Genomic DNA, 14333 nt, shown 5'->3' on the forward strand with positions numbered 1-14333 from the left:
GTTAGTTAAAGGCATTTATAAGAAATTATAAGTGCTTTTTTGTTGTCAGTTATCTTACAACTATTCTACTTCTATTTTTAATTCCCTTTTAAGCGCAACCACAATTGAGATAACAACTTTTTTCCATCACGATTATCTTTAGGCGCCTCTACAAATTGAACATTTCCAAAACCATCTCCTTCTATTTTATACTTAAAAACAAAGTTTTGAGCTTTTGGTTCCAAACTTAAAAGACCAAAGCGTAAATCGTTAAAATAAAGACTCCCATTTTCTTTCGCTATTGTGTACCATCCTTGAGAGATAGAAATCATCCGCTGTACATTTTCGTGATTAACAAGATTACCTAATAGCTCATGGTTTTTAGGATAAGATTCAAAAGTTATTGGTTGCGTATCAAAAAATGAATAATTCCCCAATAAATAAGCATCTTCTGTTTCAATATTAGCACTCCAAAGGATTGTGTTCATTGGAGAAGGTCTAGTATCTAATTGCAAATACTCTATGTTTTGAATTTCTAAAGCAGATTGAAATTGAATAAACGCAATCCATTTTAAAAGAAATGTAAGCACTAAATAACTTGAACTCACCATTAAGCCTATTCTATTATAAAATTGACGCTTTTTAGACGTTCGCTTTTGTCGCATAGCCAAAACTAAAAACATTAAAAAAGGCAAAGTATAAAGCGGATCGATAACAAAAATGGTTTTAAAAGCCAATCTTAAATCAAAAGGCCAAAATAATTGTGTTCCCCAAGTAGTATGCGCATCTAAAATAGGATGTGTTACAAATGCCCAGAAAAACAACCAAGACCAACTTTTAAAATTTCTAAAAGTTTCATAACGCGACACAAGCCAACCAAGTATGGGCGCAAAAAGCACAGAAAACACAATAGAATGTGTAAATCCACGATGAATGGAAAGTGCTGTAACAGTATCTGTAAAGTAAGAAGCAAAAACATCAAAATCTGGAATAGTTCCAGCAATAGCACCATAAAGCATAGCCTTATTTCCAACTTTATTACCTAAAACAACCTCTCCAACTGCTGCTCCTAATATTATTTGAGTAAGTGAATCCATAGTGTTCTACAAAAGTAAATCATGCAAACCAAAAAACATACTATACTTTCTTATAAGTGCCCTTTTTGGTTGGTAACTTTTGTTACTGACTTCTACCTTTCTTAAGTATACTTTTGTAGTATCAAATTATTAGTTTAAATGAAAAACCCTTTTTATATACCATTATTACTCTCAGTTTTTACTTTATCCGCGCAAGCGCAAGAATTGGTTCCAATTACAAAAACAGAAGTCTTATCTAAAGTCTCCGAAAACAACACTAGCATTAAGATTTCTGAAGAAGAGTTTAAGCAAGCTAAAGCAGATTACAAACAAACTAGTGCTGTGTTTCTGCCAAACATTACAGCTAGTCATACTGCAATGGCAACTACAAATCCGTTAATGGCTTTTGGGTCTAAATTAAATCAGGAAATTTTAACTCAAAGCGATTTTAATCCTGCATTATTAAATGATCCTACTCAAATTGAAAATTATGCTACAAAGTTTGAGATTTTGCAACCACTTATAAATTTAGACGGTATTTATCAACGTAAAGCTGCTAAGTCGAAAATGGAAGCCATCTCTTTAAAAACAGAACGCACACAAGATTTTCTAGCTTTTGAGGTTGAGAAAGCATACATGCAGTTGCAATTAGCCTACAAAGCTGTTGCTGTTTTAGAAAAAGCGTTAACGGCGGCTAATGCTAATCAAAAATTAGCAGATAATCGTTTTAAACAAGGGTACTTACAACGTGCAGATGTTTTGAATGTTGAAGTACGCGTAACAGAGGTGCAAAACCAGTTACAAACAGCAAAAAGTAATGTGCAAAATGCTTCAAATTATTTATCTTTTTTAATGAATGACGAGTCCTATGTGATATACACACCAACAGATAGTTTGGAAGTTTCAAACGTTACAATTGAAGACAAAGTAATCTCTGAAAACCGTTCAGACATCAAAGCAATGCAACTAGCTTCAAATGCTTACGAAGCTATCACCAAAGCTGATAAAATGGCTTTTTTACCAAGGCTAAACGCTTTTGGAAGTTATGAACTGTATGATGACAAAATTTTTCAAGGTGATTCTAATGGCTATCTTTTTGGAGCACAATTAAGTTGGGATATTTTTCAAGGTTCTAAGCGTTTTGGAAAAGCACAAAAAAGCAAATCGAAATTCGAACAATCTAAATTAGAATACAAGCAATATGTATCTAAAAGCAATTTAGAATTAAATAAAGCAAAACGTGCTTTTTTAGATGCTAAAAACAAATTAAAACTAACAACTTTAGCATTAAAACAATCTGAAGAGTCTTTAAGAATTAGAACCAACAGATTTAAAGAAGGTTTAGAAAAAACATCAGATTTACTAATGGCTGAAACACAATATTCGCAAAAACAATTAGAGTATTACCAAACCATATTTGAATACAATTACACACAAGCGTATTTACAATTTTTAACTAAATAATAAAAGAGAAACAAGATAATAGAACCAAGAGCCAAGACAAATATTCTTGCTAAAAAAAATATAAGATGAAAAAAATATATACAATTGTTACACTTTCTGTGGCTTTATTATTAGCGAGTTGTGGTAGCGAAGATAAAAAATTAGTTGAGGGCAATTCGCCAGCAATAAGTGTAAAAACAAGCAAAGTAGTTGCCAATAGTAACAGTCCGTTTTTAAGCGTTAGCGGAAAAATTCAAGCAACAAATAGTGCAGATTTAAGCACCAGAATGATGGGTTACGTTAATAAAATACACGTCAATGTTGGAGATAAAGTGCGCAAAGGACAATTATTAATGTCCATAAATAATTCTGATCTACAAGCAAAACGTGCTCAAGTAAATGCAGGAATTACAGAAGCTACTGCTGCTTATAATAATGCTCAAAAAGACTACAAACGCTTTAAAAACTTGTTTGCTGATAATAGTGCATCGCAAAAAGAAATGGACGATATGACTGCTAATTTTGAAATAGCAAAAGCACGTTTAGAATCTACAAACCAAATGAAAAACGAAATTAATGCACAGTTTGTGTATAGTAATATTACAGCACCTTTTAACGGAACAATAACTAGTAAAAATGTTGAAGCTGGAAATATGGCAAATCCTGGAATACCACTAATAAGTATTGAAACTCCAGGTGATTTTGAAGTGATGGCAATGGTTCCAGAAACAGAGATATCTGAAATCAAACAAGGGACTACAGTTGATGTTTTAGTAAAGTCCATTAACAAAACTATTAAAGGAAAAGTGACAGAAATTAGTACATCTGCCAAAAATACAGGAGGACAATATTTAGTAAAAATAGATTTAGACAAAACAGATGCAAATATTTTATCTGGAATGTTTACAACGGTTCAGTTTCCTGTAGAAAGAAAAGCAAAATCAGAACTCGTTCTAATTCCAACTGAAGCAATAGTAACCAAAGGACAATTATCTGGGATTTACACAGTAAGTCAAAGTGGAACAGCATTATTACGTTGGTTGCGTTTAGGTAGAACTTTTGGAAATCAAATAGAAGTATTATCTGGTTTAAATGCAGATGAAGCCTACATTGTTTCTGCCGAAGGAAAATTATTTAATGGAGCGAAAGTTAGTGTTCAATAATTAAAAAGTTCCGTTAAGGATAGAAACGGCATCCTTTTTACGTCAGTTCGAGTGCATTTGCCTTAGCAAATTTGTATCGAGAACAAGTAAAAAGATATAGTGGATAGCCTGTTAAAACGGCCAAAAAAATACAGAATTGAGATTCTCACCTTCGTGGGAATGGAAAAAAAATAATGCAATGAAAGAAGGAATCGCAGGAAAAATAGCCAAAGTCTTTATGCAATCGAAGTTAACAATATTGTTAATGATTGTGTTTATGGTCGTTGGAGTCTATAGTTCGTTTTTAATTCCGCGTGAGGAAGAACCACAAATTGATGTGCCAATGGCAGACATTTTTATAGGTTATCCTGGTGCAAGTCCTACTGAAGTAGAATCACGTGTGATTAAGCCATTAGAGCAATTAATTTCGAATATTAAAGGCGTGGAATATGTGTATTCTACATCTATGAAAGAACAAGGAATGGTTATCGTACAATTTTATGTTGGCGAAGATATTGAGCGTTCTTTTGTAAAATTATACAACGAAATTAATAAGCACATGGACGAAATGCCAGAAGGCGTAACGTTTCCGTTAGTAAAAACACGTGCTATTGATGATGTCCCGATGTTAGGCTTAACATTGTGGAGCGAGAATTATGATGATTACCAATTAAACCAAATGGCTCAAGAGCTTGAAGCTGAAATAAAAAAGGTAAACGATGTAGCGATTACGCATAAAATTGGAGGAAGAAATCGACAATTACGTGTGGTTTTAGATAAAGATAAACTAGCATCAAGCGGATTAGATTTCTTGTCTGTTTCTAAAATGATTACATCAAGCAACAGTCAAATGAGTGCTGGAAGTTTTGATAAAAACGATACCGAATTCCTGATAAATACTGGCAAGTTTTTAGAATCTGTTACAGATGTTGAAAACTTGGTGGTTGGTGTACAACAAAACCAGCCTATTTATTTAAAGCAAATCGCAGAAATTATTGATGGTCCAGAAATACCTCAAAACTATGTGAGTTTAGGGTTTGGAAAAGGAAGTATAAAGTCTTCAGATTATAAATCGGAATATCCTGCTGTAACCATTTCAGTTGCAAAAAGAAAAGGTGCAGATGCCATGAAAATTGCTGAAATCATTATAGATAAAGTAGAACATTTGCGTGCTACTTTAATTCCTGACGATGTACATGTTGAAGTTACTAGAAATTATGGAGAAACTGCATCCAATAAAGTGTCCGAATTATTGTGGCACCTCATAGGCTCCATCTTTGCAGTAACTCTGGTTGTAATGTTGGCGATGGGCTGGCGTGGTGGATTGGTAGTGTTTTTATCTGTTCCAATTACGTTTGCATTAACGTTATTGAGTTACTATATGATGGATTATACGTTAAACAGAATCACATTGTTTGCTTTGGTATTCGTCACAGGAATTGTAGTAGATGACTCTATTATTATTGCCGAAAACATGCACAGGCATTATAAAATGAAACGCTTGCCTTTTAAACAAGCAGCCTTATATGCCATTAACGAAGTTGGAAACCCAACAATTCTAGCAACATTTACTGTCATTGCATCTGTATTACCAATGGCTTTTGTATCTGGACTGATGGGACCATATATGGCACCAATGCCAATTGGAGCGTCAATTGCAATGATTTTATCCCTATTTGTAGCCTTAACCATTACGCCGTATTTAGGTTATATTTTTTTAAGAGAAAAAGATAAAAAAGGAGCAGAAAACAAACCGGAAAAAGCTGTAGAAGACACACTTATATATAAAATCTACAACCAATTTGAACGCCCTTTATTAGAAAGCAAAAGAAAACGTTGGTTGTTTTTAATAGGAACTTTTGTGGTATTATTGGCAACAATGGTCTTATTTTTCACAAATTCGGTTGCTGTAAAAATGTTGCCTTTTGATAATAAAAACGAATTTCAAGTAGTAATTGATATGCCAGAAGGCACAACCTTAGAACGTACCGGAGTTGTAACTCAAGAGATTTCGCAATATTTAGCTACACGACCAGAAGTTGTAAATTATCAAAACTATGTTGGTACTTCTGCTCCAATAACATTTAATGGTTTGGTACGTCATTACGATTTACGTGGCGGTAGTAATATGGCAGATATTCAAGTGAATTTAATTGATAAAGGTGAACGTGATATTCAAAGTCACGGTATTGTAAAATTATTACGACCAGATATTCAAAAAATTGCTTCAAAATACAATGCTAATGTCAAGTTGGTTGAAGTACCTCCTGGACCACCTGTATTATCGACTATTGTAGCAGAGGTTTATGGTCCTGATTATAACGAGCAAATTAAAATAGCAAATAGCGTTCAGAATATTTTGAAGAATACAGATGATGTTGTTGATATTGATTGGATGGTGGAAGACGATCAAACTGAATATCAATTTGACATTAATAAAGAAAAAGCAATGTTATATGGTGTTGCTCCACAACAAATTACCTACACCATGAATATGGCATTATCAAACAGAGCAATCACCAATATATATAATGAAAATGCTGTAAACCAAATTGGATTAGTATTGGCTTTAGATGAAAAGGAGAAATCGACAATTTCTGATATTTCGCAATTAAAAGTAAAATCGAAACAAGGAAACATGGTTCCAATTGCAGATTTGGTAGACATTACAAAAACTACAGCTGCAAAAAGCATTTATCGTAAAAACCAAAAACGTGTGGTTTATGTCATGGCAGATATGGCTGGAGCATTAGAAAGTCCTGCTTATGCAATTTTAGGAATGGAAGAAAAGTTGAAAGAAATACCATTACCAAAAGGTTATGAGTTAAACGAAATGTATTTGGGCCAGCCAGATTTTGAAGATAACTATACTGTAAAATGGGATGGAGAATGGCAAATTACTTTAGAAGTATTTAGAGATTTAGGTATTGCCTTTTTAGGCGCTATTATCTTGATTTACATTTTAATTGTTGGTTGGTTCCAAAACTTTAAAGCTCCAATTGTAATGATGGTTGCAATCCCTTTATCCTTAATCGGGATTATTCTAGGGCACTGGATTATGGGAGCCTTTTTTACTGCAACTTCGTTTATTGGAATGATTGCTTTAGCAGGAATTATGGTACGGAATTCGGTATTACTAATCGATTTTATCAACCTAAGAACAGCCGAAGGTGTGCCACTTAAACAAGCAGCAATTGAAGCAGGAGCAGTACGTACAACACCAATTTTATTAACAGCTGGAACGGTTGTAATTGGAGCATTCGTGATTTTATTTGATCCCATTTTCCAAGGCCTAGCGATTTCATTAATGGGTGGAACTATTGTTTCCACAGTATTAACCTTATTGGTTGTGCCATTAGTATATTATATGATTGAAAAGAAGAATTATAAATAATTAAAACTAATAAAAATGTTAAATAAGTATTTTAGAGTTATCGTCGGTATAATGGTACTATTAAGTGCTGTACTAAGTGTTTATGTGCATCCAAATTGGATATGGTTTACCGTTTTTATTGGCGTAAACTTAATACAGTCTGCTTTTACAAAATGGTGTTTATTAGAAACTATATTAGTGAAATTGGGAATTAAAAAATAAAGAGGTTCTTGTTCTTTTAGGTAATAAATGAAGGCCTATTTCATGTAAAAATAAAAAGTCTGCACATTTCTGTACAGACTTTTTTGTGACCTCGACTGGATTCAAACCAGTAACCTCTTGAGCCGTAATCAAGTGCGCTATTCAGTTGCGCCACGAGGCCATTTTGTGGGTGCAAATATATCTTTTTTTTATATAATGGTCAAGATTATAGCATAAAATAATAAACTTAAATCAAATGAACTTTAAAATGATTGATATAATTAATCTAATGCATTTTTGGTGACGTATAACTTCCAACCAAAAATAGCCATCTGTACCTTTGTGGCTTTACTTAAATCTAATCTCCTCTTTGTATAGCTTGGTAAAATTAATTTATTCACTTTAGCAAGTATTTTAAACGTTTGTTTCTTCATAATGCATTGAAAATAATCTACCGTTATTAGGCTTCAAAATTATACTATTAATTAATGTTTGCCAAATACTGTTCTTATAAAAAAAAGTTAAAACTTATTCTAGACTAAGTTTTACAAATTTTTTATAGAAATATCCATAATATAATATCGATAATAATTTTGGCAAGTGCTAGCATAATATTTAGGTTTTAAAGGTTAATAATAACTGTATTTTCTTGATTGTTTTTTGAAGATATATTTTTTCAATATTAACCACCAAAGAAAATATCATAAATTAATACAACTGACTTTACTTTTATAACAAAATAAACGCATATGCTTTCGATATTAAACTAAATTTCTTTAAAAAAGTTTCAATTACTAACCAAATCAAACATTTTACCCATAAATACAATACAGTTGTAGAGCCTTTTTGTAGAGGTTTTTTTAAACCAAGGGCGTTTTCATTTAAAAAAGCATCACATTTCATGTTTTCATTAATCTAAATTTCAAAAAAGTTAAATAATCCTTCAAATTGATTCTGATTAAGTTATAGTCTTATATTTGCCAAAAAAAATAGTACCTATGAAAAAACATTACCAATGTATCCTTTTATTGTTTTTGTGCAATATTGCTTTTAGTCAAGATGTAGTTATTAACGAAATAGATTGCGACACACCGAGCACAGATACGAAAGAATTTATAGAATTAAAAACTCCAAATCCAAATACAAGTCTTAACGGCTATGTTTTAGTATTATATAACGGTTCTAATACAAGTAGTACAGGAGGTAAAAGCTATTATGCTCTAGATTTAGATGGATTAACTACAGATATTAATGGACTATTTGTTATCGGTAGTGATTTAGTTACACCTTTTCCACAGTTGCTCTTCAGTCAGAATCTTATACAAAACGGTCCAGATGTTGCCGTTATTTATCAAGCAGACGCCACAGACTTCCCAGATTTAACTAATGCGACCATAGCCAATGTGGTAGACATCTTAGTTTACGAAACTAACGACCCGGATGTTACAAATCTACTTGAATTCTTTAATGATGCTCCCGGTTTTGAATTACTAGAACAAGTAAATGATAATGGTACAAATGCAAATCCTAAATCCATTCAGCGTAATAATGATGGAACTTACTTTGCTGCTACTCCAACGCCAAGACAATTAAACGATGGTAGTGGAGTTATTTTTAATCCAATTACAATTTCTGTAACACAAACACAATATACCGAAGGCGAAACGTTAGACATTACCTTTACTTCAGAAACCAATGTAACTGCAGATGCTACAATTAATTTTACGTTAAATAATTCGGGCTTTAATACTTCGGATTATACAGGAAATACAACTGTTGTAATTCCTAACGGACAAAATACAGTAACAACAAGTATTACTTTGGTAGATGATACATTAGATGAAGGTGATGAAGAACTTCTTATTAAATTTTTTAATCTAACTTCTCCTTACATCCCATTTAATAATTTTATAACAGTAAGAGCTGTCGATAATGATTTCGTTGTTGCTCCTTATGGAAAACCAACGAGTCCAACTTATGGCATAGTAAGCAGTGCACAGCCAACTGGATATTACGACACAATAGATGGATTATCAACTGACGTAAACTCTAGTTTACGTAATGCGCTTCAAGACATCGTAGCAGACCCTGCAACGGTTAAAGCACAAACCTATGCAGATGTTAATACTATTTTAAAAGATGCAGATGTTAATCCAGAAAATAGCAATCAAGTCTGGCTAGTTTATACTGAGCAAGGCAGAGCTAAACTAGACATACAATCTTTAGGGAGTAGTGTTGGAAAATGGAATAGAGAACATACTTTCCCAAGTTCTAGAGGTGGTTTTGAAGAAATTGAAGGCAGTGAGATTGCAGATGGTATTAATGTTTTTTGGGCTACCGATGCTAACTTTCTAGATCACGCCTATTCCGACGCACATGCTTTAAGAGCAGCAGATGGGCCAGAAAACAGCTCTAGAAACAACCAACATTATGGCCAATACAATGGACCAACTGGTAATGCAGGAAGCTTTAAAGGAGATGTAGCTAGAAGTGTTTTATTTTTAGACATTAGATACAACGGATTAGACATTGTTAACGGTTTTATAAACGCAACTAACAATGGATTATTAGGAGATTTAGCGACATTATTAGATTGGCATAGAAACGATCCACCAGATGATTACGAAATGAACAGAAACAACGTCGTTTATACTTGGCAGAATAATAGAAATCCTTTTAATAGACCATCCAGATTTGGTAGAATATATTTGGGGAGTTAACGTTGGCGATACTTGGGATAATAGTTTAAGCGTTACAGACTTTTCTACCGAAAGCATAAAGGTCTATCCAAATCCAGCAACCAATAAATTATTTATTTCTGGCACTAAACAACAGTATGATATTTCTGTTTTTTCTTCTGAAGGTCGCTTGGTATTAACAAAAAAATAGAAAATAATAACTTTATAGATTTAGAACTAGCAAGTGGCTTATACTTAGTTAAAATTGAAGCTGGAGCCGAAAGCATAATGAAAAAGATTATTATTAATTAATAATATATCGTTAAATCAAAAAACAAACTCAATGAAGTCAGTTCTTTTGTTTTAAACGAAGTTATATTGACTATTATAAATTACTAGAAGTTACAATTAATTTGTTCTCCTTTTTGCCAAACATAATTTTTGATATTCCATTATTAACTTTAAAAGTAGCACTAGATTTGTTACCATTATTGTCTGATAATGCTATTTTAATACTTGTTATTTCACCAGACTTATTACGTCTTAATTTAGAATATTTCACCGCAATACCAAGAGTCTTTAATTCAGTTTTATAGTGCTCTAAAATTGATTTAGGAGTTGTTTTAGTAATGTAAAACGTGTTGCTGTTTTTAGAAACATCTTCATCGGCTATAAATGACACCTTTGTTAACTCTAATTTCCCAGGATTCTCATTTTTAGTCGTTACAATAATAACACCGTTTTTACCATCTTCTCCGTAAAGACTTGTTGCTTCTTTAGTTTTTAAAACATGCATTGCGCCAATCATGCTGTGATCCATAGCATTTAGAACATATTGATTAGATTTTTTTCCATCAATAATTAGTAATGCTTTATTTCTATTAGAGCTATTGGTATTAAATTGGTTTATTATAAAAACCTCATTTTCTTTTTTCAGAATCACTGCCAGTTATCATTCCTTTTATTTCCGAAACCTCATACTGAATTTTCCATGGGTTCTCTTTTTTAGCTTGCTTGTAATTAGATTCTTTTAATTCGTTTTTAGAAACATATACTGTATTTCCATTATTAGACAAAACATTTGTAATGTTGTTATTATTTTCAGTAGTAATTACAACAACACCATCCTTTCCTTTCTCACCATATTTTTCTCTGGCTACTTTGCCTTTTAACACGTTTACAGAGACAATTTTTTCGGCAGTTATGTTCGTTTCAATTTCTTCTACAATTATTTCATTTACAATATACAATGGTTTACTGTTGACTCCTACAGCGTGTAGTTCGCTTTTTATATTATCAACTTCTTCAGTTACTATTTCGTAGTTATGGCCACCATTCTCCTTATTATTACTAATTATTTCTATCTTTATATTGTCGCCAGAACCTTGTGTGTGAATGGTACTTGTCCTAGCTGTTTCCTTTTTTACAGGAAGTTTATCTGTAATAACACCTTTTTCTGTTGCGCGCATTATAGCATCTTGTTTTTCGTCTCCAAAAACAAGTTCTCCATTTATAATTTTTATAATAATTTTTTCAATTGGGTTACTAGCTTTACTCTCATAAGTAACGTTACGATTATAGCTTGTGTTTCCTTCCAATTTTGTTGCAATAGAAAGTGTTGTAATCTCTCCATTAGCGTTTCTCTTTAAGTTTGAAAAACTAATTTTCAAACCATCTATTTTTGCCTCTAACTTGTTTTTTATGTTTTCAAGTTGCTTGTCTGAAGCTTTTGAAGATATAATAAAGACTTCGTTTACTATTCCTAATTGTGGCGTTTTAGCCTTAACTACGTAAATTTCTTCGACATTAAAACTCATTAAAAAAAGTGCTAAAAACGGAAGTACAATAATTAGTTTTAATTTGCTGCGTTTTTTTGATTTCGATTTTTGTAACATAACAATTCGTTTTTTGATTAAAGATTGATAAAAATCATTTGATAGTGAGATTCGATTTTGACTTAAACTCGTTTTCAGCATAACGGTTTGATAGCTTTTTGAACATTCTATTTCACGTTGTGCTTCTTGATCTGCAATAAACTCCAAGTTCTGTTGTAATTCTTTTTATATAACCACGTAAATGGATTAAACCAAAAGAAAATTGTTGCTAACTGCGCAATAATAACATCTATAGAATGAAGTTGTGTGGCATGTGCTTTTTCGTGCGAAATAATGTGTTGCAACTCATTTTTAGAAAAAAGTTCTGAGTTGTAGACGATACGATTAAAAAACGAAAAGGAGTAGTCTCTTTATCCGTCTCAATAAAAACATAGTTCCCATTTCTAATATTTTTGTTGCTCTTAAAAAGAGTTTTTAAAGAATATAATTGAATTAATAGTTTTGCAAATAAAAAGACAACCCCAATACTATAGATATAAGTTAGTAATGAGAAAAAGTTAAATTGATACTCTGAAGTTTCTACTTGTTGAGTTGTAATGCCTTCAAATTCAGAAAAATTAATTGGAACTGGGACATATTCTATGTAAATAGGAATAATTAATAAAGGTGAAAAAATAGCAAAAAACAAACCTATTAGTAAAAACCATCGATTAGATTGAAAAAAGGTTTCGCCTTGTAAAAAAACCTTATAACATAAATAAAATAAAGTAATAATTGCTGAAGCTTTCAAAAAGTAATCCATAATTATTTTTATTTCAATTAAATTTATAATCTCTTTAAGCTCTGAAATGCTAATCTTTTCTTCTTTTGCAAAAAACGACACAACATTTTTATAAGAACTATTGAAGTAGTTGTCTATTGCAGTATTCATAAAGCGTTTACGATAGTCTTCTTTTTTACAATTGGAAAATATCGATGTGTTTTTCCAAAAGCCTCATAACCAACATAACCTTTCTCCTCAAGGTTTCTAATCATTGTAGATAAGGTATTGTAATGTGGTTGGTCTTTTTTTATTTCAGCCATTACATCTTTTACAAAAGCATTTTCAAGCTCCATAAAATACGCATAACCTCTTCCTCTCTATTGGTTAATTTTTGCATAATTTTTTCATAATTAGTATCGCACCACAAACATAACTAAAAAAATAGTTATGCAACTAAAAATATAGTTTTTAACTATTTTTTTAGTTTTTAAAGAAACAATAAAAGACAATAAATTGTAAATAACTACAAAAACAGAATCGTTAAATCAATAATCAAATGTCTTATATTCGCATAAATTTTAATTCAATGAGCATACTTTGGGTAGTCTTGGGTCTAATACTTTTAGTTATAGGAGGCGATTTTTTAGTTAAAGCATCAATTGCCTTATCTTTTAAAATAAATATTTCCAAAATGGTTATTGGTATGACGGTGGTCTCTTTTGCAACTTCAGCACCAGAATTATTAGTAAGTCTACAGGCAGCTTTAAAAGGCTCTCCTGCCATAGCTTTAAACAATGTCGTAGGCTCAAATATTGCCAATATCGGATTAGTTTTAGGCGTCACTGCCTTAATTGGACCTATTACTGTAGATAAATCTTTTTACAAGCTTAATTGGCCTATAATGCTCTTCTTTTCTTTTATGCTATATTATTTTCTTGCTAATGATAATATGCTAACAAACTTAGAAGGTTTAATACTATTTTGTAGCTTAGTTGTATTCATAGTTATCATCATTAAGAATTCTAAATCAGATACCGATTCTAGCGATGTTAGCGATGACCTTGCTACTGTAACTAATTACAAAATTATTACTTGGTTACTTATTGGTGCAGTAGCATTATATTTCGGTTCTGTTTGGTTAGTGGATGGAGCAAAAAGTCTTGCCCAAACTTTAGGAGTTAGTGATGCCGTAATTGCTGTAACCGTAATTGCTATTGGTACAAGCGTGCCAGAATTAGCGGCTTCCATTATTGCTGCTGCCAAACAAGAAAAGGCATTATCATTAGGAAACTTAATAGGGTCCAACATTTTTAATATTGGTTCTGTTTTAGGGTTAACATCAATTATTAAAGCCATTCCTGTTACCGATGAAAAAATATTAGGTAATGACATTTTCTGGATGATTGGATTTTCAGCCATTCTATTACTGCTAATATTAATCCCTAAAAGAATGCAAATAAGCAGATACAAAGGTTTGCTTTTAGTATTAGGCTATTGCTTATTCCTATACTTATCTTTTAAATAACACCAGTTATGAAGTAAAATGAGGTCAAAATAATTTGAATTATTAAGCTTATTTTATTTGTTAATTGATAAGCCTATTATTTTCGGCGTTACCAAGCCATACTAAAAAGCATCATCTTGGTCAGACTATCCTCTATATTTTTTTTATACGACTTAACGCGGTTCACCATCTTATTAACCTAAGGACATATATTTAAATAAGCAATAGCATTAGAAAAAAAAGGATGCCGCTTCCACCCTTAACGCGTGCTCATTCAAATAGCTCACATTATTCTTTTAACTAAAAACGCCCGAACATTAGTTCAGGCGTTTTTGGTTA

Annotated in this window: 13 protein-coding genes, 1 tRNA gene and 1 pseudogene; 8 read left to right on the forward strand and 7 right to left on the reverse strand. The window is 31.9% G+C overall.

Annotated features, from left to right (window positions below; all coding sequences use genetic code 11):
• Positions 1-77: 77 nt before the first annotated feature.
• Entirely contained in the window at positions 78-1076 is a 999-nt protein-coding gene (locus RH82_RS14525) for a metal-dependent hydrolase (RefSeq protein WP_034057074.1), read from the reverse strand.
• A gap of 138 nt (positions 1077-1214) precedes the next feature.
• On the opposite strand from RH82_RS14525, the gene RH82_RS14530 reads away from it, so the two are divergent.
• From RH82_RS14530 to RH82_RS14545, 4 genes are all read left to right on the forward strand, one after another.
• Positions 1215-2519, forward strand: a complete 1305-nt coding sequence (locus tag RH82_RS14530; protein ID WP_034057072.1) for a TolC family protein — start codon at positions 1215-1217, stop codon at positions 2517-2519.
• 65 nt (positions 2520-2584) lie between these two features.
• Entirely contained in the window at positions 2585-3661 is a 1077-nt protein-coding gene (locus tag RH82_RS14535) for an efflux RND transporter periplasmic adaptor subunit (protein WP_034057069.1), read from the forward strand.
• 178 nt (positions 3662-3839) lie between these two features.
• Positions 3840-7034, forward strand: a complete 3195-nt coding sequence (locus RH82_RS14540; protein ID WP_034057067.1) for an efflux RND transporter permease subunit — start codon at positions 3840-3842, stop codon at positions 7032-7034.
• 15 nt (positions 7035-7049) lie between these two features.
• Complete coding sequence (locus RH82_RS14545; protein WP_034057063.1) at positions 7050-7235, forward strand: YgaP family membrane protein; 186 nt, start codon at positions 7050-7052, stop codon at positions 7233-7235.
• An 86-nt stretch (positions 7236-7321) separates the two neighbouring features.
• Here the strand turns inward: RH82_RS14545 and RH82_RS14550 are convergent.
• Positions 7322-7395 (reverse strand) — tRNA-Arg (locus RH82_RS14550).
• Positions 7396-7495: 100 nt separating this feature from the next.
• Positions 7496-7648, reverse strand: coding sequence for a hypothetical protein (locus RH82_RS18915; protein WP_034057060.1), 153 nt, complete (start codon positions 7646-7648; stop codon positions 7496-7498).
• Between the two features lie 564 nt (positions 7649-8212).
• On the opposite strand from RH82_RS18915, the gene RH82_RS14560 reads away from it, so the two are divergent.
• The 3 genes from RH82_RS14560 to RH82_RS18925 are packed head-to-tail and all read left to right on the forward strand — an operon-like array spanning position 8213 to position 10204.
• Positions 8213-9934, forward strand: a complete 1722-nt coding sequence (locus tag RH82_RS14560; RefSeq protein WP_241148074.1) for an endonuclease — start codon at positions 8213-8215, stop codon at positions 9932-9934.
• Positions 9909-10103, forward strand: a complete 195-nt coding sequence (locus tag RH82_RS18920; RefSeq protein WP_241148075.1) for a T9SS type A sorting domain-containing protein — start codon at positions 9909-9911, stop codon at positions 10101-10103. Before RH82_RS14560 ends, RH82_RS18920 begins: the two co-directional genes overlap by 26 nt.
• 14 nt (positions 10104-10117) lie before the next feature.
• Positions 10118-10204 (forward strand): T9SS type A sorting domain-containing protein, encoded by an 87-nt coding sequence (locus tag RH82_RS18925; protein ID WP_241148086.1) that lies wholly within the window; start codon positions 10118-10120, stop codon positions 10202-10204.
• Between the two features lie 73 nt (positions 10205-10277).
• Here the strand turns inward: RH82_RS18925 and RH82_RS14565 are convergent, their stop codons facing one another.
• The 4 genes and pseudogenes from RH82_RS14565 to RH82_RS14575 all read right to left on the reverse strand — a co-directional run.
• The gene (locus RH82_RS14565) at positions 10278-10835 is read right to left on the reverse strand and encodes a hypothetical protein (protein ID WP_034061752.1); all 558 of its coding nucleotides are present in this window, start codon (positions 10833-10835) and stop codon (positions 10278-10280) included.
• On the reverse strand, positions 10813-11787 hold the full coding sequence (locus RH82_RS14570) for a hypothetical protein (RefSeq protein WP_081979271.1): 975 nt from the start codon (positions 11785-11787) through the stop codon (positions 10813-10815). The genes RH82_RS14565 and RH82_RS14570 overlap by 23 nt, the downstream gene beginning before the upstream one ends.
• 107 nt (positions 11788-11894) lie before the next feature.
• Positions 11895-12071: a hypothetical protein gene (locus RH82_RS19290; protein WP_162182462.1), complete on the reverse strand. Its 177-nt coding sequence runs from the start codon at positions 12069-12071 to the stop codon at positions 11895-11897.
• A 470-nt stretch (positions 12072-12541) separates the two neighbouring features.
• Positions 12542-12887 (reverse strand): annotated as a pseudogene (locus tag RH82_RS14575) (BlaI/MecI/CopY family transcriptional regulator); the annotation flags it as partial.
• A gap of 189 nt (positions 12888-13076) precedes the next feature.
• Between RH82_RS14575 and RH82_RS14580 the strand changes: the two are divergent.
• Positions 13077-14015, forward strand: a complete 939-nt coding sequence (locus RH82_RS14580; protein ID WP_034057056.1) for a calcium/sodium antiporter — start codon at positions 13077-13079, stop codon at positions 14013-14015.
• Positions 14016-14333: the final 318 nt, after the last annotated feature.

This window comes from Lacinutrix jangbogonensis (assembly GCF_000797445.1).
Taxonomy (GTDB): domain Bacteria; phylum Bacteroidota; class Bacteroidia; order Flavobacteriales; family Flavobacteriaceae; genus Lacinutrix; species Lacinutrix jangbogonensis.